15 protein-coding genes are annotated in these 22,591 nt (G+C 69.3%); 9 read left to right on the top strand and 6 right to left on the bottom strand.

Translation table 11 applies throughout. The annotated features are described in order from the left end of the window. Positions 1-47: 47 nt before the first annotated feature. Complete coding sequence (locus ACLVWQ_RS06520; protein WP_414107417.1) at positions 48-539, top strand: nucleotidyltransferase domain-containing protein; 492 nt, start codon at positions 48-50, stop codon at positions 537-539. Here ACLVWQ_RS06520 and ACLVWQ_RS06515 read toward each other — a convergent pair. The 6 genes from ACLVWQ_RS06515 to ACLVWQ_RS06490 all read right to left on the bottom strand — a co-directional run bounded on the left by ACLVWQ_RS06515 (position 530) and on the right by ACLVWQ_RS06490 (position 11,165). Further along, positions 530-2,152 carry a glycoside hydrolase family 13 protein gene (locus ACLVWQ_RS06515; protein WP_414107195.1) on the bottom strand — a complete coding sequence of 541 codons (1,623 nt, stop codon included), beginning with the start codon at positions 2,150-2,152 and terminating at the stop codon, positions 530-532. The genes ACLVWQ_RS06520 and ACLVWQ_RS06515 overlap by 10 nt on opposite strands. A gap of 142 nt (positions 2,153-2,294) precedes the next feature. Continuing rightward, a complete protein-coding gene (locus ACLVWQ_RS06510) occupies positions 2,295-3,170 on the bottom strand; it encodes a carbohydrate ABC transporter permease (protein WP_414107194.1) in 876 nt (291 codons plus the stop codon). Between the two features lie 19 nt (positions 3,171-3,189). Beyond that, positions 3,190-4,152 carry a carbohydrate ABC transporter permease gene (locus ACLVWQ_RS06505; RefSeq protein WP_414107193.1) on the bottom strand — a complete coding sequence of 321 codons (963 nt, stop codon included), beginning with the start codon at positions 4,150-4,152 and terminating at the stop codon, positions 3,190-3,192. A 60-nt stretch (positions 4,153-4,212) separates the two neighbouring features. Then, on the bottom strand, positions 4,213-5,631 hold the full coding sequence (locus ACLVWQ_RS06500) for an ABC transporter substrate-binding protein (protein WP_414107192.1): 1,419 nt from the start codon (positions 5,629-5,631) through the stop codon (positions 4,213-4,215). A 160-nt stretch (positions 5,632-5,791) separates the two neighbouring features. Further along, complete coding sequence (locus ACLVWQ_RS06495; RefSeq protein ID WP_414107191.1) at positions 5,792-6,808, bottom strand: LacI family DNA-binding transcriptional regulator; 1,017 nt, start codon at positions 6,806-6,808, stop codon at positions 5,792-5,794. Positions 6,809-6,875: 67 nt separating this feature from the next. Continuing rightward, positions 6,876-11,165, bottom strand: coding sequence for a discoidin domain-containing protein (locus ACLVWQ_RS06490; RefSeq protein ID WP_414107190.1), 4,290 nt, complete (start codon positions 11,163-11,165; stop codon positions 6,876-6,878). Positions 11,166-11,672: 507 nt separating this feature from the next. Between ACLVWQ_RS06490 and ACLVWQ_RS06485 the strand changes: the two genes are divergently transcribed. From ACLVWQ_RS06485 to ACLVWQ_RS06450, 8 genes are all read left to right on the top strand, one after another. Continuing rightward, positions 11,673-15,122: a CARDB domain-containing protein gene (locus ACLVWQ_RS06485; protein WP_414107189.1), complete on the top strand. Its 3,450-nt coding sequence runs from the start codon at positions 11,673-11,675 to the stop codon at positions 15,120-15,122. A gap of 404 nt (positions 15,123-15,526) precedes the next feature. Next, positions 15,527-16,534, top strand: coding sequence for a DUF6282 family protein (locus tag ACLVWQ_RS06480; RefSeq protein ID WP_414107188.1), 1,008 nt, complete (start codon positions 15,527-15,529; stop codon positions 16,532-16,534). Continuing rightward, positions 16,531-17,490 carry a 3-keto-5-aminohexanoate cleavage protein gene (locus tag ACLVWQ_RS06475; RefSeq protein WP_414107187.1) on the top strand — a complete coding sequence of 320 codons (960 nt, stop codon included), beginning with the start codon at positions 16,531-16,533 and terminating at the stop codon, positions 17,488-17,490. The genes ACLVWQ_RS06480 and ACLVWQ_RS06475 overlap by 4 nt, the downstream gene beginning before the upstream one ends. Continuing rightward, positions 17,487-18,434: a hypothetical protein gene (locus ACLVWQ_RS06470; RefSeq protein ID WP_414107186.1), complete on the top strand. Its 948-nt coding sequence runs from the start codon at positions 17,487-17,489 to the stop codon at positions 18,432-18,434. Before ACLVWQ_RS06475 ends, ACLVWQ_RS06470 begins: the two co-directional genes overlap by 4 nt. Positions 18,435-18,486: 52 nt before the next feature. Further along, entirely contained in the window at positions 18,487-19,347 is an 861-nt protein-coding gene (locus tag ACLVWQ_RS06465) for an ABC transporter permease (RefSeq protein WP_414107185.1), read from the top strand. Continuing rightward, complete coding sequence (locus ACLVWQ_RS06460) at positions 19,344-20,249, top strand: ABC transporter permease (RefSeq protein WP_414107184.1); 906 nt, start codon at positions 19,344-19,346, stop codon at positions 20,247-20,249. Before ACLVWQ_RS06465 ends, ACLVWQ_RS06460 begins: the two co-directional genes overlap by 4 nt. Beyond that, on the top strand, positions 20,233-21,384 hold the full coding sequence (locus ACLVWQ_RS06455; protein WP_414107183.1) for an ABC transporter ATP-binding protein: 1,152 nt from the start codon (positions 20,233-20,235) through the stop codon (positions 21,382-21,384). Before ACLVWQ_RS06460 ends, ACLVWQ_RS06455 begins: the two co-directional genes overlap by 17 nt. A 126-nt stretch (positions 21,385-21,510) precedes the next feature. Next, positions 21,511-22,578 carry an extracellular solute-binding protein gene (locus ACLVWQ_RS06450; RefSeq protein ID WP_414107182.1) on the top strand — a complete coding sequence of 356 codons (1,068 nt, stop codon included), beginning with the start codon at positions 21,511-21,513 and terminating at the stop codon, positions 22,576-22,578. Positions 22,579-22,591 lie beyond the last annotated feature (13 nt).

The raw sequence follows: 22,591 nt of genomic DNA, 5'->3' as shown, positions 1-22,591 counted from the left end.
TCCCCGCGCCCCTATAAAGGCCGCCAGGCCGCTACCGTGATCGCGTGATGACCTCCGACGACGTGCTGTCCGTACTCGCCACCCTGCGGGACGCGGACGTCGACGTCTGGGTGGGTGGGGGCTGGGGCATCGACGCGCTGGTCGGCGAGCAGACCCGGCCGCACCGCGACCTGGATCTGATGCACAGGGAGGACCAGGAGCAGACCGTCGTGGCCGCGCTGACGGCGGTCGGGTTCGTCGAGACCCTCGACTGGCGTCCTGTGCGGTTCGTGGTCACCGATCCGCACGGGCACGCGATCGACCTGCACCCGCTGGTCTTCGCCGCGGACGGGTCCGCGGTGCAGGCCTCCCTCGACCCGCACCGTCCGTTCCGCTATCCCGCCTCGTGCTTCGTCGGCGGCACCGTCCGGGGGACCTCGGTCCCGTGTCTCTCCGCCGAGCAGCAGGTCTCCTTCCACCAGGGGTACGAACCGGCCGAGCGCGACCTGCACGACATGGCTCAGCTGCGGCGGGTCTTCGGGGTCGACACTCACTTCTGAGCGCGCAGCCACACCGCCGTGTCGGAGGGCAGCGCCCCGTCGGGGTCCAGCGGGCCACTGGAGAGCAGGATCTCCGTGTGGTCCGGCAGGGCCGCAGGACCGTCGGCCAGGTTCGCCACGCAGATCAGGTCCGGGGAGCGGCGGAAGGCGAGGACGCCGTCGGCGGAGGGCAGCCAGTGCAGAGGGCCGTCGCCGAGGGCCGGGTCGGCGCGGCGCAGTTCCAGGGCCGCGCGGTAGAGGTTCAGCATGGAGCCGGGGTCCGCGGCCTGGCGGTCGGCGGCGTAGGCGGACCAGCCCGCGGGCTGCGGCAGCCAGGGTTCGCCGGCCGAGCCGAATCCGGCGTACGGGGCGTCGGCCGTCCACGGCAGCGGGACCCGGCAGCCGTCGCGGCCCGGGTCGGTGCCGCCGGAGCGGAAGTGCATCGGGTCCTGGATGCGGTCGCGGGGGATCTCCGCCTCGGGCAGTCCCAGTTCCTCCCCCTGGTAGAGGTAGACGGAGCCGGGCAGGGCGAGGGTGAGCAGGGCGGCGGCACGGGCCCGGCGGGTGCCGAGCCGCAGGTCGGCCGGGGTGCCGAAGGTCTTGGTGGCGAAGTCGAAGCCGGTGTCCTGCCGCCCGTACCGGGTGACCGTGCGGGTGACGTCGTGGTTGCACAGCACCCAGGTGGCCGGGGCGCCGACCGGGGCGTGCTCGGCGAGGGTGTCGTCGATGGCCGCGCGCAGCCGGACCGGGTCCCACGGGCACGACAGGAAGGTGAAGTTGAACGCGGTGTGCAGTTCGTCGGGTCGCAGGTAGCGGGCGAAGCGCTCGGAGTCAGGCAGCCACACCTCACCGACGAACACACCGCCGTACGCGTCGGCGATCCGCCGCCAGGAGCGGTAGATCTCGTGCAGGTCGTCCCGGTCGATGTACGGGTGGGGGTCGCGGCCCGCCACGAAGTCGGGCAGGTCGGGGTCCTTGGCGGGCAGGGCCGCGGAATCGATGCGTACGCCTGCCACTCCCCGCTCGAACCAGAACCGCAGGACCTCTTCGTGTTCCTCGCGCACGGCGGGGTGGGCCCAGTTGAGGTCGGGCTGCTCCGGAGTGAACAGGTGCAGGTACCACTCGCCGTCCTCGACGCGGGTCCAGGTCTGCCCGGAGAACTGCGAGGGCCAGTCGTTGGGCGGCAGTTCGCCGTGTTCACCGCGGCCGGGGCGGAAGTGGAAGAGCTTGCGCTCGGGGCTGCCCGGTCCGGCGGCGAGCGCGGCCCTGAACCAGGCGTGCTGGTCGGAGACGTGGTTGGGCACGATGTCCACGATGGTGCGGATGCCCAGCTCACGGGCCTCGGCGATCAGCCGCTCGGCCTCCGCCAGGTCGCCGAAGGCGGGGTCGATGGTGCGGTAGTCGGCGACGTCGTAGCCGCCGTCGGCGAGCGGCGACAGGTACCAGGGGGTGAACCAGATCGCGTCGACACCCAGGTCGGCGAGGTAGGGCAATCTCGACCGTACGCCCGCGAGGTCACCGGTGCCGTCGCCGTCGCCGTCGGCGAAGCTGCGCGGGTACACCTGGTAGATGGCGGCACCGCGCCACCAGTCGTCGGTGTGGCCGGGTGTCGTACCGGGCTGAGGGGCTGCCACGTGTCGGTCCTTTCGGGCAGGAGTGGTTCTCCGCCGCCGCCCCGGACAGCGAGGCGTCGGGAACGGGGCGGCGGCGGAGGATCGGTGGGGGCACCGGCGTGGTGTTCGCTACGGGGAAGGTGCCCGGACGGCGTGTGCTCGGTCAGCCCTTGAGGCCGCCCGCCGTCAGGCCGCTCATGATGTTGCGCTGGAAGACGAGGAACAGGACGAGCGTGGGCAGGGACGCGATGGTCAGTGACGCGATCAGCACGTTCTCGGGCACGCTGGTGGCGAGCGAGTAGATACCGACGGCGAGTGTCTGCCGGGACGGATCCGGCAGGACCAGCAGCGGCCAGAGGAAGTCCTTCCAGACACCGACGACGGCGAAGATGGACACGACGCCGAGGATGGGCCGGGAGACGGGCAGCACGACGGACCACAGGACGCGCAGGGAGCCGGCGCCGTCCATCGACGCCGCGTCGAGCAGTTCCTTGGGGATCGAGTCGAAGAACCGCTTGAGCAGGAAGATGTTGAAGGCGTTGGTGACCGAGGGGAGCCAGATCGCCCAGGGCGAGTTGAGCAGGTTGCGTTCGATGACCGGCATGTCCAGCACGGTGAGGTACTGCGGTACGACGAGGACGGTCGCCGGGATCATCAGGGTGGCGAGCATCAGGCCCAGGATCACCTTGCCGAGCACGGGCCTCAGCTTGGACAGCGAGTAGGCGGCTGCGACGTCGAGCACCAGTTGGAAGGCGAGCGCGCCGAACGCGTAGTACAGGGTGTTCAGCAAGAGTTTGGCCAGGTCCATCACCTCCCAGGCCCGCCGGTAGTTGTCCGGGTGGACGGAGCCCGGTACCCAGGTGGGCGGGGTCTGGACGGCTTCCTGGGTGGTCTTGAGGCCGCCGGACACCATCCAGTACAGCGGCCCGAGGAAGGCCAGCGTGAACAGCAGGACGACGGCCGCGAAGCACACCCAGTACAGCAACTTGCCGCGTGGCCGGTTCAGTTGGGCGGGCGAGATGAGCGTACGAGTGGACATGTCTTCGTCTCCCCCGGTCCTAGTCCCGCTCGGCGCGGCTGAACGCGGTGTACACGGCGGAGAAGCCGGCCAGCAGGACAAGCAGCAGCAGGCCGAGCGCCGCCGCGGCGCCGTAGTTGTTGAAGTTGAAGGCGTACTGGTAGATCAGGTACACGACGGTGGTGGTGGACCCTTCCGGTCCCGCGCCGCCGGTGAGCAGGAACGGCTCGATGAACACCTGCATGGTGGCGATGATCTGCAGGAGGAGCATCAGCAGCAGTACGAGCCGGGTCTGCGGGACGGTGACGTGCCACACCTTGCGGAACAGTCCCGCGCCGTCGAGTTCGGCGGCCTCGTACAGCTCGCCCGGTACGCCCTGGAGCGCGGCGAGGTAGATCAGTGTCGCGCCGCCCATGTTCATCCAGGTCGAGGCGACGACCACGGAGAGCATCGCGGTGTCCGGGTCCTGGAGCCACTGCCGGGCGGGGACGCCGAAGACGCCGAGCACCTCGTTGAACATGCCGTAGCCGGGGTCGTACAGGTACTTGAAGAGCAGTACCGACGCGGTCGGCGGGAGCATCACCGGCAGGTAGACCAGGAGCCTCAAGTAGCCCTGGCCGTGCCGGAACTCGTTGATGACCAGGGCGGCGACGAACGGCACGACGAAGCCGAGGAGCAGCGCGAGCACGGTGAACCACAGGGTGTTGCGCCAGGCCTGGCCGAAGGCCGGGTCGTTCCAGACCGTGACGAAGTTGTCCCAGCCCACCCAGCTGACGCGGCCGTCCTCGGTCTTCTGGAAGGCGAGGAGGAACTCCCGGACGATCGGGTACCAGGAGAAGAAGGCGAAACAGACGACCGCGCCGATGAGGAAGCCGTGGGCGGTGAGGTTGCGGCGCAGGCTTCTGCCGAATCCGCCGTCCGTCGGGTGCGGGGCGCCGGCACGGGGTCTGCGGGGACGGCGGTCCTTGACCGCCGGGTCCTTGGTGAGGGTGGGGGCCGACATGGTCGCTCCTTGGCGTCCTGCGGTGCCGGGCGGTGGTGACACCGCCCGGCACCCGCGTGGTCACTGGGTGGCGAGGACCTGGTTGACCTGGGACTCGGCGGTGGACAGCAGCTTGTCGATGTCGGCGTCCTTGTTGGTGAGGATGCCCGACATGACGTTGTCGAGGACCTTGTAGATCTCCTGCGCCTTCGGCGGTTCGGCCTTGCCCGGGACCGGGTTGTCCGTGAACGCCTTGAAGTTCTCCACCGGCATGGTGGCGAACTCCTCGCGGGCGGCGTCGTCCTTGGCCTTGGAGCCGTTCAGCCACAGGTTCGGCTGCGGGAGCCCCACGGGCAGGTCGTCGGCCTTGGACCGCTTCCAGTCGTACTGGCCCTTGCCGACCGTGGTGAACTTGAAGTTCAGCCAGGCGACGGCGGCCTTGACCTTGTCGGCCGAAATACCCTGCTTGATCATGTAGTTGTTGCCGCCGGCGAGGGTGTTCTCACCGCCCGGGATCGGCCCCATGCCGAAGTTCTCGTACGTGGCGCCGAGTTGCTGGACCATGTACGTGACGTCGTCGGGCGCGGCGAGGAACATGCCCAGCTTGTCGGTGGCGATCTGCTTCTGGAGGTCGCCCCACTTCAGCAGTTGGGTCTTGCCCATGGAGTCGTCGTCCCAGCGCATGGCGTGGAGGTTCTCGGCGACCTGCTTGCCGATGTCGCTGTTGAAGGCGGCCTTCTTGCCGCTCGCGTCGACGACGTCACCGCCGAGGCTGTACATCTGCGCGGTGAAGTGCCAGCCACCGGTGTTGGCCGCGCTGTACTCGCCGAATCCGGCGACACCGCCGCCGAGGCCCGCGATCTTCTTGGCCGCGGTGCGGACCTCGTCCCAGGTCTTCGGCGGGGTGTCCGGGTCGAGGCCCGCCTCCTTGAAGAGCTTGCGGTTGATCAGCAGGCCCATGCGGTAGTTGCTGGTCGGCAGGCCGTAGAGCTTGCCGTCCTGCTTCAGCGAGCCGAGGACCTCGGGGTCGATGTCCTTCAGGAGCGGGACGCTCCTGTCCGTGACGTACGCGGTGATGTCCTGGGCGCCGTCGTTGTCCAGGACCTGGGGCAGGTCGGTGAAGTACGTGTAGAACACGTCGGGTTGGGACTTCGCCTTGAGCATCGCGGTGAAACGCGGGGGTTCCAGGCACTGGCCCGCCGTGGAACGGCCCTTGACGGTGACGCCCGGGTACGTCCTGTTGAACTCCTTGACGTCCTCGTTCCACTGCTTGAGCTCGGCCGCCTTCGCCGCGGGGGGCATGCAGTCGATGGTGATGGACACCTTGGTCTTCGGGTCCAGCGGTGCGGCCGGGTCGCCCTTCGCACTGGTGCCGGAGCCGTTGTCGCCGTCGTCGCCGCTGCTGCTCGTACCGCAGGCGGCGAGTGCCGTCAGCGTGAGCGCGGAGACGAGGGTGACCGCGCCGGCGCGGCGGCTGCGGCGGAACCGAGCTCTACTCATGGGTGGTCCCCTTCGGGCATGAACGTGGAAGGCGCCCTCATCGCCGGTGCGATGTGGGGCGCCGCACACTCAACCACCACGAACAAGTGACCGCAATATCCCGCGCAGCTTTCGTAAATGTTCGACAGAAGGACGTATACGAGTGATCCCGGAGCGGGGTTCACTTCCCCTTGGGGGCCTGGGTCGTCGAGCCGCGGACCACCAGTTCCGGCTCGAACAGGAGCTCTCCGGGCTGGACCTCGCTGCCCTGGATCTGGGCGCACAGGAGGTCCACGGCGGCCCGCCCCATGGCCTCGACGGGCTGGCGCACCGTGGTCAGCGGGGGTTCGGTGCAGTTCATGAAGGCGGAGTCGTCGTAGCCGACGACCGAGACCTGTTCGGGGACCGCGAGGCCGCGCCTGCGGGCGGCCCGGATGGCGCCGAGCGCGAGCGGGTCACTGGCGCAGACGACGCCGGTGACACCGCGGTCCAGCAGGCGGGTGGTCGCCGCCTGGCCGCCCTCCAGGGAGAACATCGACCGCTCCACGTAGCTGTCGGGCAGGGATCCGCCGGCCGCCTCCGCGGCGATCCTGGCCGCGGCCAGCTTGCGGCGGGAGGGGATGTGGTCGGCGGGGCCGAGGACCACGCCGATGCGCTCGTGCCCCAGCAGGGTGAGGTGGCGCCAGGACTGCTCGACCGCGACGGCGTCGTCGCAGGAGACGCAGGGGAAGTCGAGCCCCTCGATGGCGGCGTTGATCAGCACGACCGGGATGCGCCGTTCGGCGAGCTGGCGGTAGTGGTCGTGCGGCGCGTCCGCCTGGGCGAACAGGCCGCCGCCGGCGAAGACCACACCGGAGACGTGCTGCTGGAGCAGCAGTTCGACGTAGTCCGCCTCGGAGACGCCGCCCTTGGTCTGGGTGCACAGCACCGGGGTGAGCCCCTGCTGGGCCAGCGCACCGCCGATGACCTCGGCGAACAGGGGGAAGATCGGGTTCTGCAGTTCGGGCAGGACCAGGCCGACCAGACGCGCGCGCTCGCCGCGCAGCTGGGTGGGCCGCTCGTAGCCGAGGACGTCCAGCGCGGTGAGCACCGACTGCCGGGTCGTGTCCGAGACCCCGGGCTTGCCGTTGAGGACCCGGCTGACCGTGGCCTCGCTGACTCCTACCTTCTTGGCTACCTGAGCAAGTCGTCGCGTCATGAGCGCAAGGCTAGCGCAAGCCACGCAAGCGGCTTGCGCCAGCCATATCGCCTCCCTCGGGTCCGTCTCAGGGATTGATGTCGATCCTGAAGGTGGAGGTGGTGTTGCGGACGTCCACGGCGTTGCCTTCGAACCGCAGGCCGTTGAAGGTGACCTCACCGACGGCCGGCCCCTGTCCCGGTTCCGGCAGCTCGTTGGCCCACAGTCCGAAGCCGGACTTCGCGTCGTAGGCGTCCCCGCTCCTGCGGGCGCCCGTGACGGAGATGTCCGTGAGGACCGTGTCCTTGATCGGGTTGACCGGCCGGCCGCCCGCGTCGTACTGGGTCTGGAACATGATCCCGCTGTAGGTCGGATCCACGATGTCCACGTCGTTGACGCGGATGCCCTGGAAGACCTTCGAGGCGGAGAACAGCCAGATGCCGGGGAAGGTCTGGCCCTTCCAGAAGTGACCGCCGGAGCGGACCACCGAGACGTTCTCCACGGTCGTCGGCTCGGTCCCGAAGCCGTTCATCGGATAGCCGAAGTCCAGCGAGCTGATCGTGATGCCCGCGTAGACCAGGGTGTCGGCGATGTGGATGTTGCGGAAGGTGTTGTCGTAGCCGCCGTAGACGGCGACGCCCGCGGCCCGCCAGGTGAGGATCGAGGTCAGGTTCTCGTAGACGTTGTCCTTCATGTCCGCGCCGCCCGCGTCGATCGCGGAGAACAGCGCGAAGCTGTCGTCGCCCGAGGCCCGGGACTCGTTGTTGACCACGTGGTTGTCCGTCGAGCCGTTGGTCATGTTGACGCCGTCGGCGAACGTGTTGCGGATGCGTGAGTTGCTGATCGTCATCCGGTCGGTGTTGGCGCCCCAGTAGAGGCAGATCATGTGCTCGTTCCAGATGTTGTCGATGACGATGTCCGACACATTGGCGAAGTCGAACACCTTGCCGGGACCGTCGATGCGGGAGGTGTAGTTGCCGAAGTAGGCGAAGTTCCGGAACGAGGATCCCTTGGCGGAGTTCTCGGTCCGGAAGCCGATGTCGGTGTTGTCCTGGCCGGACGGGGCGTGGAACTGCGTGTACCAGGGCCCGGCGCCGGTCACCTGCACGGCCTTGCCGTACACCTGGAACTTGCTGGACGTCTCGTAGTCGCCGGGCGGGAGGTAGACACCGGTGAGTTTCCCGGTGGTGTCCATGCGGACCCGGTCCAGGGCGTTCTGCACGTCCTGGTGTCCGAAGCCGGCCGGGACGGCGTACGCGGCCGGGTCGGGGTTGGCGACCGGTGCGACCTGTTCCAGGCTGACGAAGTCGATCGCGTACCGGGAGGTGTTGGCGGTGTCCTTCTGCAGCCGGATCTTCGCCCCCGCCGGCACGGTCTCGCCCAGCATCAGGTGCGCCTCGTCGTAGATGTGGCGCGGAGCGCCGGCGGACGGGGAGTTGCCGGGGCCCGCCTCGTCGCCGTACAGCCAGGCGTACTTCGAGGTGAGGGGCAGTGCCTTGCGGAAGGTGCCGTCGACGTAGACGTCGAGGGTGGTGTCGATCCCGCCGCCGCCCGCGGCGTCCGGCACGGAGAAGCGGGTGACCAGGGTGTTGGTGGCGGCCCGGGTGGTGAACTCCACGTACGCGCCGGTGCTGTCGAGGGTGACCGCCTTGCGGCCCGAGGCCTCGCCCGCGAGGTCGCCGACGGTCCGGTTGGGCCCGACGGTGGCCGCGCCGCCGCCGGTGGCACCGTCCTCCGCCTCGTACATGTCGTACGGCATGTCGGCGCCGCGTCCGACGAACAGGGACTGGGAGGCGCTGTTGTTCTCCCGCTTGACCGGCAGTTCGTTGGCGTCGGCGGCGACGGTGGTGCGTACCGTGTACGAGCCGTCGGCGGCGGTCCAGGTGCCCAGCGTGACGGCGCCGGTGGTGGCTCCGGCGGCGATCGTGCCGTCGTACGAGCCGGTCAGGGTCCGTACGGTGGCGCCCTTGGAGTCGACCAGCGCGACGGTGATGCCGTGTGCGCCGCCCGCCGAGGCGGTGGTGCCCTGGTTGCGCACGGCGACCTTGAAGGTGACGGTGTCGCCGTCCGCCGGGCCGGACGGGGAGGTGGTCGGTACCGGCACGAGGTCGGAGCTGCTCACCGGGCGCACCACGAGTGACGTGGGGCTGGTGTAGGTGTTGTTGGTCTCGTTCTGCTCGATGACGGCGCCGGCGTCGTCGGCCACGGCACTGAGCTGGTAGGTGCCGGCGTCGCGCGTTCCGATGGAGGCGCTGACGGTGCGCTGCGCTCCGGCCGCGAGGGTGCCGACCGCGGCGGAGGCGACCTTGGTGCCGCCCAGGCGCAGTGCGACGGCGCTGGCCGGTGCGGCGGCCTCGCCGCTGTTGCGGACGGTGGCGGTGAGGGTGATCTCGTCGGACTCGACCGGCGAGTCCGGGGCGGCGGTCAGCGCGGTGACCTCCAGGTCCGGGTTGGGCGCGGCGGTGCCGATCACCTGGAACTCGGCGATCTGCCCGGCCGGGGCACCGGTGTTGGAGGTGAAGCGCAGTTGTACGTCGGCCACGCGCGCGGTGACGGGCACGGTCACGCTGTTGCCGCTCGACGGGTCGAAGACGTACTCCTTGGCGGCGACCAGGCCGGTGTAGCCGGTGGCGTCCTGTTCCCGGCCGAGGACCTGGATGTTCTGGGTCCTGGCTCCCCAGGCGCTGTCCGGGTTGAGCTTGAGGACGAGCGAGGAGATGTCGGCGTCGGCACCGAGTTTCACGGTGAGGGTCGCGGGGTGTCCCGCGCCCTCCCAGTAGGTGGCCGTGCTGTTGTCGTTGGCGTTCTCGGCGACGTAGGTCTGCACGGTCGAGGAGGCTGTGATCGGCTTGCCGACCGCGAGGTTGGACCCCGCCTCCGAAGCGCCGTTGCGGGTCACGGTGTTGCTGTCGCCGGAGACGTTCCCCGCCGCGTCCTTGGCCCGCACGAAGTAGGAGACCGTGGCACCCGCGGAGCGGTTGTCGGTGTACGTGGTGACGGTGCCGGCGACCGTGGTGAGCAGGCTGTTGTCGGCGTACACCTCGTAGCCGCTCACGCCGGTGTCGTCGACGGAGGCGTTCCAGGCGAGGCGGATCTGCCCGGCGGCCGGTTCGGTGAGGGCCAGGTTCGCGGGGGCCGTGGGTGCCTGGGTGTCACCGGTCCCGCCGCGGCGGGTGACGGTGTTGCTGTTCCCCGAGGCGTTCCCCGCCGCGTCCTTGGCCCGCACGAAGTAGGAGACCGTGGCACTCGCGGGACGGTTGTCGGTGTACGTGGTGACGGTGCCCGCGACGCTGGTGAGCAGCTCGTTGTCGGCGTACACGTCGTAGCCGGTGACACCGGTGTCGTCGTCGGACGGCTTCCAGGTCAGCCGGATCTGGCCGGTGGCGGGCTCGGTGAGGGCGAGGTCCGTCGGGGCGCTCGGCGCCTCGGTGTCGCCGGTCGCCGGGCCGTAGACCTCCAGTTCGGACAACTGGGCGGCGGGCTGCACGGTGTTGGCGGTGACCAGGACCCGCACGTACCGGGTGGTGGTCGCGTCGAAGTCGATCGTCACCGAATTGCCGTCACTCGGGGCGAACACATAGCCCTTGGCGGCGGTCAGGTCGGAGAAGGCGGTCCCGTTGGCACTGCCCTGGATCTTCAGGGTCTGGGTACGGGCTCCCCAGCCGTCCGGCAGGCGCAGCACCACCCGGTCGACGCGCAGGGAGGCGCCCAGGTCGGCCTGGATCCACTGCGGGAGGTCGTTGTTGCGGCTCTCCCAGTAACTGGCCTTGTTGCCGTCGGCCGCGGCGGCCGGCACATAGGTCTCGTTGTGACTGGCCGCGGTGAGCGTGCTGCCGCGGGCCAGGTTCGCCGAGGAGTCGCCGGCCTCGCGGACCTCCAGCTCGGAGAGCTGGGCGGCGGCCCACCCGGTGTTGGCGGTGATCTCGATCCGTACGTGCCGGGTCTGGGCGGCGGGGAAGGTCACCGTGACGGTGTTGGCGCTGCCGGGGCTGAAGGTGTAGGACGCGGAGGTCTTCAGCGTGGTGAAGCCGGTGCCGTCCGCGCTGCCCTGGACGGACAGCGTCTGGCTGCGGCTCTCCCAGCCGGCCGGCAGTCTCAGCACCACCTCGTCCACGCGGGCGGTGGCGCCCAGGTCGGTCTGGACCCACTGGGGGAGGCCGCTGCCGGCGCTCTGCCAGTACGTGCCCTGGTCGCCGTCGGTGATGTTGCGTGCGGCGTATTCGGCGTGCGCGCTGGCGGCGGTGGCGGGCCGTCCGGCGGCGAGGTTGGGCCCGGCGGCCGCCGCGGCGGCGGTCAGCGAGGGCAGGCCCAGCAGGAACAGGGCGGTCGAGAGGACGGCGGCGGCTGTCCTTCGCCATCCCCGGCGTTGCGGTCTCATGTGTCCCCGATCTCCGCCCCGGTCCGGATGTGGACGGCCTCGGGGCGGCTGGGTGGGTGGGTGTCCGAGGGGGTGTCCGTCGCGCTGCGATGTGCGGCGACGAGCGCTCGCTTTTGCGTCGATCGATCCGAGAGTTGCAGACACCCAACGGCACGTCTATGGCGTGAGCATGCCTGAAACGGGGTTGCGCGATCGTCGCTCACCTGCTGCTGCCGTCGCGTCAACGGCTTTCATGACGACTGTCGTAATCCGCAAGCCATCCCGCAAGCGGTGCAAGCCGCTTCCACACCAACTACCGGTGCTACCGCGACCGTTGACAAAGCGGGGTCGGGCTAGAACTCTGTGGGCGTAGTTTCCGCAAAGAATCGACCGAGTAGCTCAATTTACGTGCAGGGCCGGTGCGTTCCTCGTCGGACACTTCCCTCGCTCTCCACTCCCCCGTGTCTGCCCCGGCGTGCCCGGCCCCACCGCCGCACTCCCGCTCCCCCACGGAACAGAGGACCCCCCATGAGATGGAGACCCCTCGGCCGCCGGTCACTGACCGGCACCGTCATAGCCGCGCTCATGACGACCGGACTGATCCCGCTGGCTTTCACGACGAGCGCCCGAGCAGCCTCCGCCCCGGTCGACACCGGGCGGTCGGAGGCGGCGGCCGACGTCAACCTCGCCCTCGGCCGTCCGGCCACGGCGGGCGGTACGAACGGCTCCTACACCGCCGGGAACGTCACGGACGGGGCCCAGGCGTCCTACTGGGAGGGGCCGGCCGGCTCGTTCCCGCAGTGGGTCCAGGTCGACCTCGGCACGACCCGGACCGTCGACCAGGTGGTGCTGAAACTGCCCGCCGCCTGGGAGAGCCGTAACCAGACGCTCTCCCTGCAGGGCAGCACCGACGGCGACAGCTTCCGTACGCTCGCGGCCTCCGCCGGCCGGGCGTTCGACCCCGCGCGGACCAACACCGTCCCGGTCGACCTCGCCTCCCCCGCCGAGACGCGCTACGTCCGGGTGAACATCACCGGGAACACCGGCTGGAACGCCGCTCAGCTCTCCGAGCTGGAGGTGCACGGCGACGGCTCGGGCACCGATCCCGCCCCCGACGGCACCAACCTGGCGCGCAACAAGCCGGTCGAGGCCACCTCGTCGGTCCAGAGCTATGTCGCCGCCAACGCCACCGACGACTCGACCTCCACCTACTGGGAGGCGGCCGGTCACCCCTCCGACCTGACCGTGAAGCTCGGCGCCGACGCCGACCTCGACGCCGTGGTGGTCAAGCTCAACCCGGACCAGGTGTGGGCGGCCAGGACCCAGGGCATCCAGGTGCTGGGCCGTGAGAGCTCGGCGAGCGGCTTCACCTCGCTGCGCGACCGCGCCGACTACGCCTTCAGCCCCGCCCGGGACGACAACTCGGTGACCATCCCGGTCACCGGCCGCTGGTCCGACGTCCGGCTGCGGTTCTTCTCCAACACCGGGGCGCCCGGCGGCCAGGTCGCCGAGTTCCAGGTCGTCGGTACGGCGGCCCCCGCACCCGACCTGACCGTCACCGCCCTGGACTGGACGCCCGCCGTGCCCTCCGAACTGGACGCGGTGACCGTGAACACGACCGTCCGCAACGCGGGCACGGCACGCTCCGCGGCCACGACCGTCGAGGTCAGCGTGGAGGGAACGGTCGCCGGCAGCGGCACGGTACCCGCGCTCGACGCGGGCGCGTCCGCCACCGTGGCCGTCGCCACGGGCACCCGCCCGGCCGGCGACTACTCCGTCTCCGCGGCCGTCGACCCGCGCGGCACGGTCGCCGAGCTCGACGACACCAACAACAGCCGGACCGCCGCGCAGCGGCTGGTCGTCGGCCAGGCCCCCGGCCCCGACCTGGAAGTGGGCGCCATCACCACCAGCCCGGCCAACCCGGCCGTCGGCTCGTCGGTCTCCTTCACCGTCGCCGTGCACAACCGCGGCACCAGCGCCGCGGCGGCCGGCTCCGTGACCAGGCTCCAGGCCGGCTCCACCACGCTGAACGGCACGACCGGCCAGGTCGCGGCGGGCGCCACCGTGAATGTGGCGATCAGCGGAACGTGGACGGCGACCAGCGGCGGGGCCACCCTCACCGCGACCGCCGACGCCACCGGTGTCGTGAGTGAGACGAACGAGAACAACAACGTGCTCACCAAGTCCCTCGTCGTCGGCCGCGGCGCCGCCGTCCCCTACACCGAGCTGGAGGCGGAGGACGGCCGCTACCAGGGCACCCTGCTCACCGCCGACGCCAAGCGGACCTTCGGGCACACCAACTTCGCCACCGAGTCCTCGGGCCGCGAGTCCGTCAGACTGGGCTCCACGGGGCAGTTCGTCGAGTTCACCTCGCCCACCTCGGCCAACTCGATCGTGGTGCGCAACTCCGTCCCGGACGCGGCGAGCGGCGGCGGAGCGGACGCCACGATCAGCCTGTACGCCGACGGCACCTTCGTGCAGAAGCTGAATCTGTCCTCGAAGCACAGCTGGCTGTACGGGAGCACCGACGATCCCGAGGGCCTGACCAACACTCCCGGCGGTGACGCCCGGCGGCTGTTCGACGAGTCCCACGCCCTGCTGTCGAAGACCTACCCGGTGGGCACCACCTTCCGTCTGCAACGGGACACGGGCGACACGGCCGCGTTCTACGTCATCGACCTGATCGACCTGGAGCAGGTCGCGCCGGCCGCCGACAAGCCGGCCGACTGCACCTCGATCACCGAGTACGGGGCCGTCCCGAACGACGGACTCGACGACACCGACGCCCTCCAGCGGGCGGTCACCGCGGACCAGAACGGCCAGATCTCCTGCGTGTGGATCCCGGCCGGACAGTGGCGCCAGGAACAGAAGATCCTCACCGACGACCCGCTGGACCGCGGCCAGTACAACCAGGTCGGCATCCGGGACGTCACCGTCAAGGGCGCGGGCATGTGGCACTCCCAGCTCTACACCCTCACCCCGCCCCACCAGGCCGGTGGCATCAACCACCCGCACGAGGGCAACTTCGGCTTCGACATCGACCACAACACCCAGATCTCCGACATCGCCATCTTCGGCTCGGGCACCATCCGCGGCGGCGACGGCAACGCCGAGGGCGGTGTGGGGCTCAACGGCCGCTTCGGCAAGGGCACAAAGATCACCAACGTGTGGATCGAGCATGCCAACGTCGGCGTGTGGGCCGGCCGCGACTACTCCAACATCCCCGAACTGTGGGGCCCTGGCGACGGGTTGGAGTTCACCGGCGTACGGATCCGCAACACCTACGCCGACGGCGTCAACTTCGCCAACGGCACCCGCAACTCCACCGTGTACAACTCGTCCTTCCGCAACACCGGTGACGACGCGCTCGCCGTCTGGTCCAGCAAGTACGTCAAGGACACCTCGGTGGACGTCGGCCACGACAACCACTTCCGCAACAACACGATCCAGCTGCCGTGGCGGGCCAACGGCATCGCGGTGTACGGCGGTTACGGCAACACCATCGAGAACAACGTCATCGCCGACACGATGAACTACCCCGGCATCATGCTCGCCACCGACCACGACCCGCTCCCGTTCTCCGGGCAGACCCTCATCGCGGGCAACGCCCTGCACCGGACGGGTGGCGCGTTCTGGAACGAGGACCAGGAGTTCGGTGCCATCACCCTCTTCGCGCAGGGCCAGGACATCCCGGGTGTGACCATCCGCGACACCGAGATCCTCGACTCGACGTACGACGGCATCCAGTTCAAGACGGGTGGCGGCGCGATGCCGGGCGTGAAGATCACCGACGTCAGGATCGACGGGTCCAACAACGGTTCCGGCATCCTCGCGATGAGCGGGGCCCGGGGCAGTGCCGCCCTGACGAACGTCACGATCACCGACTCGGCCGAAGGGAGCGTACTGATCGAGCCGGGCTCACAGTTCACCATCACCGGCGCACCGGTGGGGGCGTCCGCCGCCCGCCTGAACCGCTGAGCTGGAGCCGACCATGAGCTGACCTGGACCCGAAGGTCCTCATGACCGCCCTGTCGCGCCCGCCCTCCTCCACGAGGGCGGGCGCTTCGCGTTGCCGCGCTCATGATGTTCGTAATGCGCTTCATGACATTCGCATCCTGCACCTTCGATGGGCGACAACCGCACATGCTCCACACCTCGGACCACATAGCGAACGAGAGAACCGACACCGAAATGCCCCGATAATCCCCTTCGTCGACGTCCGCCCGGCCCATATCTTCCGCCACATATGTGGTCTGACCTGGTACTACGCACACAGTGTCACCTCGACCCCGAGTCGACCGACTCCCGACCATAGACAGACACATAGGCCGTCCGTACGATGAACAACCTGTTCAGGATGCGCAACACATGGAGGTAGCTGCATGCCTACAGCCGAAGACACACCGCCGGTCCCGCCGGCCGTCCTGGCGGTACTGAACGGCGCGGTGGACCTGCACTGCCACTCGGGTCCCAGCCCCTTCCCCCGACGGCTGAACCACGTCGAGGCGGCCCACGACGGAGCGCGGATCGGCATGCGGGCCATCCTCGTCAAGTCGCATCACCACAACACGGTGATGGATCTGCTCGCCATGGAGACCTGGCTCGCGGACGCTCCCACACCGGTGTACGGCGGGGTCGCGCTCAACACCGAGGTCGGCGGCGTCAACCCGTCGGCCGTGGCGATGAGCCTGCGGATGGGCGGACGCTGCGTCTGGGCGCCGACCACGTGCGCCGGGCAGCACATCGACCACCACAGCCACGCCGCCGCGGGCGGTTTCCCCAGCGCGGCCATCGACCTGCTGGAGAAGGAGGTGTCGATCTTCGACAAGTCGAAGACAGGAACGAGGGCAGGAACGGGGGCAGGATCCGAGTCGGGGTCGGAGTCAGGGTCGGGGTCGGAGTCGGAATCAAAGGACGTCTCGGCCGACACCGTCGCCGTCGTCGATCTCGTCGCCGAGACGGACACCCTGCTCACCGGCGGGCACCTGGACACCGAGTCGATGAAGGCCCTGTTCGCGGTCGCCGAGCGCAGAGGCGTACGCCGGCTGCTCGTCCAGCACCCCGACTTCATCGTCGGCGCCTCCGAGACCGACATCGAGGAACTGCTGGGCCTCGGCGCCTACATCGAGCACGAGATCGCCATGTACCACCCCGAGGTGACCGCCGTGGGATGGCCCGTCCAGCGCCTGGTGGACTGGATCGACCGGGTCGGCCCCGAGCGGACCGTCATCTCCTCGGACCTCGGGCAGAAGGGCAATCCGCTGCCCGTCGACGGATACATCCACCTCGTCGGAGCACTGCTGGACCACGGTGTGGCCGAGAAGGACATCCACACCATGGTCGCGGCCAACCCCGCGTTCCTGCTGGGTCTGGAGGACAGCCCGTCATGATCAAAGCCGATCCGGTGATCATCAGCGTCGCGGTGACGGGCTCGGTCCATGTGCCGTCGCAGAGCGACCACCTGCCGGTCACGCCCGAGGAGATCGTCGCGGAGTCACTCGCCGCGGCACAGGCAGGCGCAGCCGTCATCCACCTGCACGCCAGACATCCCGAGGACGGCCGGCCCGCGTTCGAACCGGACGTGTTCGAGGAGATCGTTCCGCCCATCGCCGCCCGGTGCGACGCGGTCATCAACATCACCACCGGCGGGGCCTCGTCGATGACGATCGAGGAACGCCTCGCCGCGGCGACGCGGTTCAGCCCCGAACTGGCCTCGCTGAACATGGGGTCGATGAACTTCGTCTACTCCGGCATCGCGGACCGGGTCACCCACTGGAAACACCCGTGGGAGGAGCCCTATGTGCGGAACACCTACCGCAGCCCGTTCATCAACTCCTTCGAGCAGATCGAGTACGCGCTGAGGGAGCTGGGCGAACGGGGCGGGACCAGGTTCGAGTACGAGTGCTACGACATCGGGCACCTGTACACCCTGGCCCACTTCGCCGAACGAGGGCTGGCCAAGCCGCCGTTCCTCATCCAGGGCGTCTTCGGGGTGCTCGGCGGGATCGGGGCCGACCACGCCAACCTCACCCACATGGTGAACATCGCCGACAAGCTCTTCGGCGACGACTACCACTTCTCCGCCTTCGCCGCGGGGCGTCACCAGATGCAGTTCTGCACCCACAGCGCATGGCTGGGCGGTCATGTGCGCGTGGGTCTTGAGGACAACCTCTACATCGGCAAGGGCCGGCAGGCGACCAGCAACGCCCAGCAGGTGCAGAAGGTCCGGGAGATCCTCACCGACCTGGGCAAAGAGATCGCGACCCCGGCCGACGTCCGCCGGATGCTGGGCCTCAAGGGCGCACAGAACGTCACGCTCCGACCGATACGAGAGGCATCGCGATGACGAGCTACGCCAAGGACGACATCCGGTCGCAGCTGGCGAGCGTCCCGGCCACCCGGGTGCCGGTCGACCCGTCCACCCCGGTCTCTCCGGGCCAGTACCTGGAGTTCACGGATCGCGCGCCCACCGCGGTCAGTCCCGCAGGCAGCCGCACCTGGGTGACCCGCGGTCAGAACGTCGTGCTCGTGTGGACCGACGCGGTCGCGGGCGACCGCCTCCCACGCACCGGCCAACCCGACGAGTACGCCGTCCTCCTGTACTCCGACAGCGCCGCGATCCGGGTCACCGCCGGCGGTGACGGTACCGATGACAGTGCTGGTGCCGGTGAACGGCAGGAGGTGGACGAGGAGGCCTTCGTCGTGGTGCCGCCGGGCGACAGTGTCATCGAGGTGCTGACCGACGGGCCCGTCGTCCGGTTGTTCTCCTCCCTGGCCGAGGATCTGAGCGACACCGCGGTCAACGCCGACACGTACGCCGGGCCTGACCCGCGCTGCGCGCCGCTCGTGCCGTGGCCCGAACCGGTGGGCGGTTTCCGGCTGCGCGTCTACCGGCTGGCCGACACCCCGATCAGCGAGGGACGGTTCGGGCGGATCTTCCGCACCACCAACCTGATGGTGAACTTCCTCGCCGAGGAACCCTCGCCCCGCAACCCGCTCAAGCTCTCCCCGCACACCCACGACGACTTCGAGCAGTTGTCCCTGGCCGTCAAGGGTGAGTTCATCCATCACCTCCAGTACCCCTGGGGCCCCGACTCGACGCAGTGGCGGCCCGAGGAGCACAGCGGGGTCGGATCGCCCTCGCTCACCGTCATCCCGCCGCCGGCCGTCCACACCACCCAGGGCGTCGGCCCGTACCAGCAGCTGATCGACATCTTCTCGCCGCCGCGTCAGGACTTCTCCGCCCGTCCGGGCTGGGTCCTCAACGAAACCGACTACCCGGCCCGTTGACCGCGCCGGGTCTCCGGATCGGCCGAGCCGCACAAGCTGGAAGGGGACGAAGATGTCCTCGGTCAATATCAAGTGGTCACGTTGGTTCCCCCTCGTACCGGCGCTCGCCCTGCTCACCGCGATTCTGCTGGTGCCGCTGGGCAAGACCCTCATCGACAGCGTCTCGACCCCCTCCTGGACGCTCCAGAACTACAGCAACCTCTTCACCGACGGCGTGACCATGACCGTCCTCGGGCGAACGGCGCTGACCGCCGCGACCGTGACGATCACCGCCCTGCTGCTCGGGTATCCCTACGCGTATCTGATGACCCGGGTGGGTCCACGCGCCCGCGGCATCCTCCTGGTGATCGTGCTGATCCCCTTCTGGACGTCCGTGATGGCGCGCAACTTCGCCTGGATCATCATCCTCCAGGACGGTGGGCCGGTGCAGAGCCTGTTCGAACTGCTCGGAGCCGGCCATGTCGTCCTGTACGGCACGACCGCCGGCGTGGCCATCGCGATGACGCAGGTGATGCTCCCGTTCATGGTGCTGCCGCTGTTCAGCACCCTTGGCTCCATCGACCGGAGACTGCTGCTCGCCGCACGGGGGCTCGGATCGTCCCCGACGGTGGCGTTCTGGAGGATCTTCTGGCCGCTGTCCCGGGGCGGGGTGATGGCCGGCGTCGTCCTGGTGTTCACCCTCAGTCTCGGGTTCTACGTGACACCCGCGCTGCTCGGCTCACCGCAGGAGTCGCTCGTCGCCCAACTGCTCGCCCAACGGACGATCCTCCTGCTCGACTTCCCCGCCGCGGGAGCGCTCGGCCTGGTCGTGCTGATCGTCACGCTCGTGCTCGTCGCCTGGGCGAACCGGGTGGGCGGCACCGTCTCCGCGATCGGTGCGGTCTCGACGAGCCGACCCAAGGACCGCCCATGACCAGCCGAGTGAGCACCCGTCCGGCGAACACCGGCACAGCGGACTCCGGTGCAACAGGTTCCGGTACGACGGCCACTCGTCGCCGCTACACGAAGGTCGATCCGATCCCGTGGTGGCTCAAGACGCTCGGCGGGTTCGTCGTCGCCTTCTTCATCCTGCCGACCCTGTTCGTCATCCCGATGAGCTTCAGCGACGCGAAGACGTTCCAGTTCCCCCCGCGGGGCTTCTCGTGGCGGCTGTACGAGAACTTCTTCACCAACCCGGTCTGGCTCGACTCCCTGGGCAACTCGTTCCTGGTCGCCACGCTCACCGCGGTGCTGGCCACGGTGGTGGGCACCGCGGCGGCGGTCGCGCTGTCCAGGCTGCGCGGACGGACGGCCCAGCTCGTCCGTACCCTGCTCATGGTGCCGATCGTCGCGCCCGCGATCGTCGTGGCGGTCGCGGTGTACATCTCCTTCCTCCGCTGGCAGCTCACCGGCACGGTGACCGGTTACGTGCTGGCCCACACCGCGATCGCCGTGCCGTACATGATCGTCTCCGTCACCGGGGCACTCGGCGGGTTCGACCCACAGCTGCTGAAGGCCTCCGCGTCGCTGGGCGCCTCACCCCTGCGGTCGTTCGTCCGCGTGACGATGCCGCTCATCAGCCGGGGCATCCTGACCGGCGCGATCTTCGCGTTCATCGTCTCGTTCGACGAGGTCGTGATCGCGCTGTTCCTGCGGTCCCCGACATTCCAGACGATGCCCGTGCAGATGTACAACAGCGTCACCGTCGAGATCGACCCGACGATCTCCGCGGCGTCGAGCCTGATGGTCGTCGCGGTGACCGTCGTCTTCATCCTGCCCCAACTGCGTCGCGGCCGGCGTGGCCGCCGACAGGAGAGCCATGCCGACAACACGTGAGACCACGGTGAAGTCCACCGGGCCGACGTCCGACACCGACGTGGGTACCGGCACCGGCACCGAGATCCGGCTGGCCGGCGTCACCAAGGACTACGGGCTCGCCACCCCCGCGGTCGACGACATCTCGCTGACGATCGAGCCCGGCGAGTTCATGACCCTGCTCGGGCCGAGCGGCTCGGGCAAGACGACCACGCTGAACCTCGTCGCGGGGTTCGAGACGCTCAGCGCCGGCACGATCCTGCTCGACGGGGCCGACGTGGGCGACGTACCGCCGCACCGCAGGAACCTCGGCATGCTGTTCCAGAACTACGCGCTGTTCCCGCACATGTCCGTCGCGCAGAACGTCGCGTATCCCCTGCGCGAACGCAAGGCCGGCAAAGAGGAGATCGCGAGGAAGGTCGCGGACGTACTGGAACTCGTGCAGCTGACGGGCCGCGACAACGATTACCCCTCGCAGCTCTCCGGCGGCCAGCAGCAACGCGTGGCGCTGGCCCGCGCGATCGTCTTCGAGCCCAAGGCGCTCCTGCTCGACGAGCCGCTCGGGGCGCTCGACCGCAACCTGCGGTCGGCGCTGCAGACGGAGATCCGGCGGATCCATCGCGAGGTGGGGTCCACGTTCGTCTTCGTGACGCACGACCAGGAGGAGGCGATGAACCTCTCCGACCGCATCGCGTTGTTCAACAACGGCCACATCGAACAGGTCGGCACACCGCAGCAGTTGTACACGGAGCCCGAGACCCTGTTCACCGCACGTTTCCTCGGCGACTCGAACGTCTTCGAGCTGGGGCGCCCCGCGCCCGACGGCAAGGTCTCCTGGGACGGCGAGAGCTGGATCATCGAGCCGGGCACCGTCGCCGCGCATCCGGGCGTGCGCGAGAGCAGCGCGATCGTCGTGCGGCCCGAGGACGTCGAGGTCGCGGGCAGCCGCGACGACGTGCCGTCCGGCGCCAACGCGGTACGGGCGACGGTGCGGGACGTCGAGTACATGGGCTCGTACCGCACACTGCTGCTCGCCCTGGGCGACGGCGGGCTTGCGGGCCGCGCGCGTACCGGTGCGCTCAGCGGCGACCACGCCATCGGCGACCGGATCGTGCTCTGGTGGTGGCCGCGCTCCCAGCGCATCGTCGCGGCCTGACGCCGACACCGCACCGGCCCCCCTGCGCGCCGGTTCACCCACCGGTTCACCCACCGGCTCCGCGTCGGCCTCAAGCCCAAGCCCAACCTCAAGCACAAGCACAAGCCCTTCAGGAGAGGTAACACCATGCTGTCTCGATCAAGAACCGCCCTGGCGGGCGTCGGTCTCACCACGGTGGCGGCACTGCTCGCCGGCTGCGGAGGCAGTGACGGCACGGGGTCGGTCGGAGGCCCGGAGAAGCTCACCTTCGTCGCCTACGGCGGTTCCGGCCAGGAAGCGATGATCAAGGCTCACCAGAAGCCGTTCACCGCGGCGAACCCCGACGTGACCTTCATCAACTCGTCGCCGTCCGACGTGGCCCAGGTGAAGGCCCAGGTGCTGTCCGGCGCCGTCAAGTGGGACGTCGTCTCGGTGGCGCCCGCGGCGGCCGAGCAGCACTGCGGAAAGCTCTTCGAGAAGCTGAGCGTGCCCGAACTGGATCCCAAGGACCTGGTCGCCGACGAGGTCGGCGAGTGCTACGTCGGCAACTTCACGAACGCCAACATCTTCGGCTACAACGCCGACACCTACGCCGACGCGGCGAAGGCGCCCAAGACGCTCGAGGACTTCTTCGACACCGAGAAGTTCCCCGGCAAGCGGGGCGTCCTCACCAACCCGCAGAACGGCCTGCTGGAGTTCGCGCTGCTCGCCGACGGTGTCGCGCCGGACAAGCTGTACCCGCTCGACATCGACCGCGCCCTGCGGAAGTGGGACACCATCCGCAAGGACACCTACTTCGCGCCGAACGTGGGCGCGATCCAGCAGGCGGCCGCCTCGGGCCAGGTCGACCTGTTCCTGGCGCCCGACTCGCGGATGATCGCCCTCCTGGACGAGAAGAAGAACATCAAGATGGTGTGGGACAAGAGCGTGCTGTCGGTCAACGGTCTGGCCGTGCCGCGGGGCTCGAAGCACAAGGCGACCGCCGAGAAGTTCCTGGCGTCGGTGGCACAGCCCGAGGCGTCGGCGAAGATCTCCGAACTCCTCGGGACCGTGCCGGTCAACCGCAAGGCCAAGCCCGACTTGACCGCGAACGGCAAGCTCGTGGCGGCGGGCGGACCGGTGAACACCGGCGACGTCGTGTATCAGGACGTCCAGTGGTACGCGAAGAACTGGGACACGGTCACGACCAAGGTCAACAACTGGCTGGTGGGCTGAGAGGTGTCCCCCG

The organism is Streptomyces sp. CWNU-52B, from assembly GCF_047444975.1.
In the GTDB taxonomy this organism is placed as follows: Bacteria; Actinomycetota; Actinomycetes; order Streptomycetales; family Streptomycetaceae; genus Streptomyces.
Note: the sequence above shows the minus strand (reverse complement) of the source record. Positions and strands in the feature narration are given on the sequence as shown.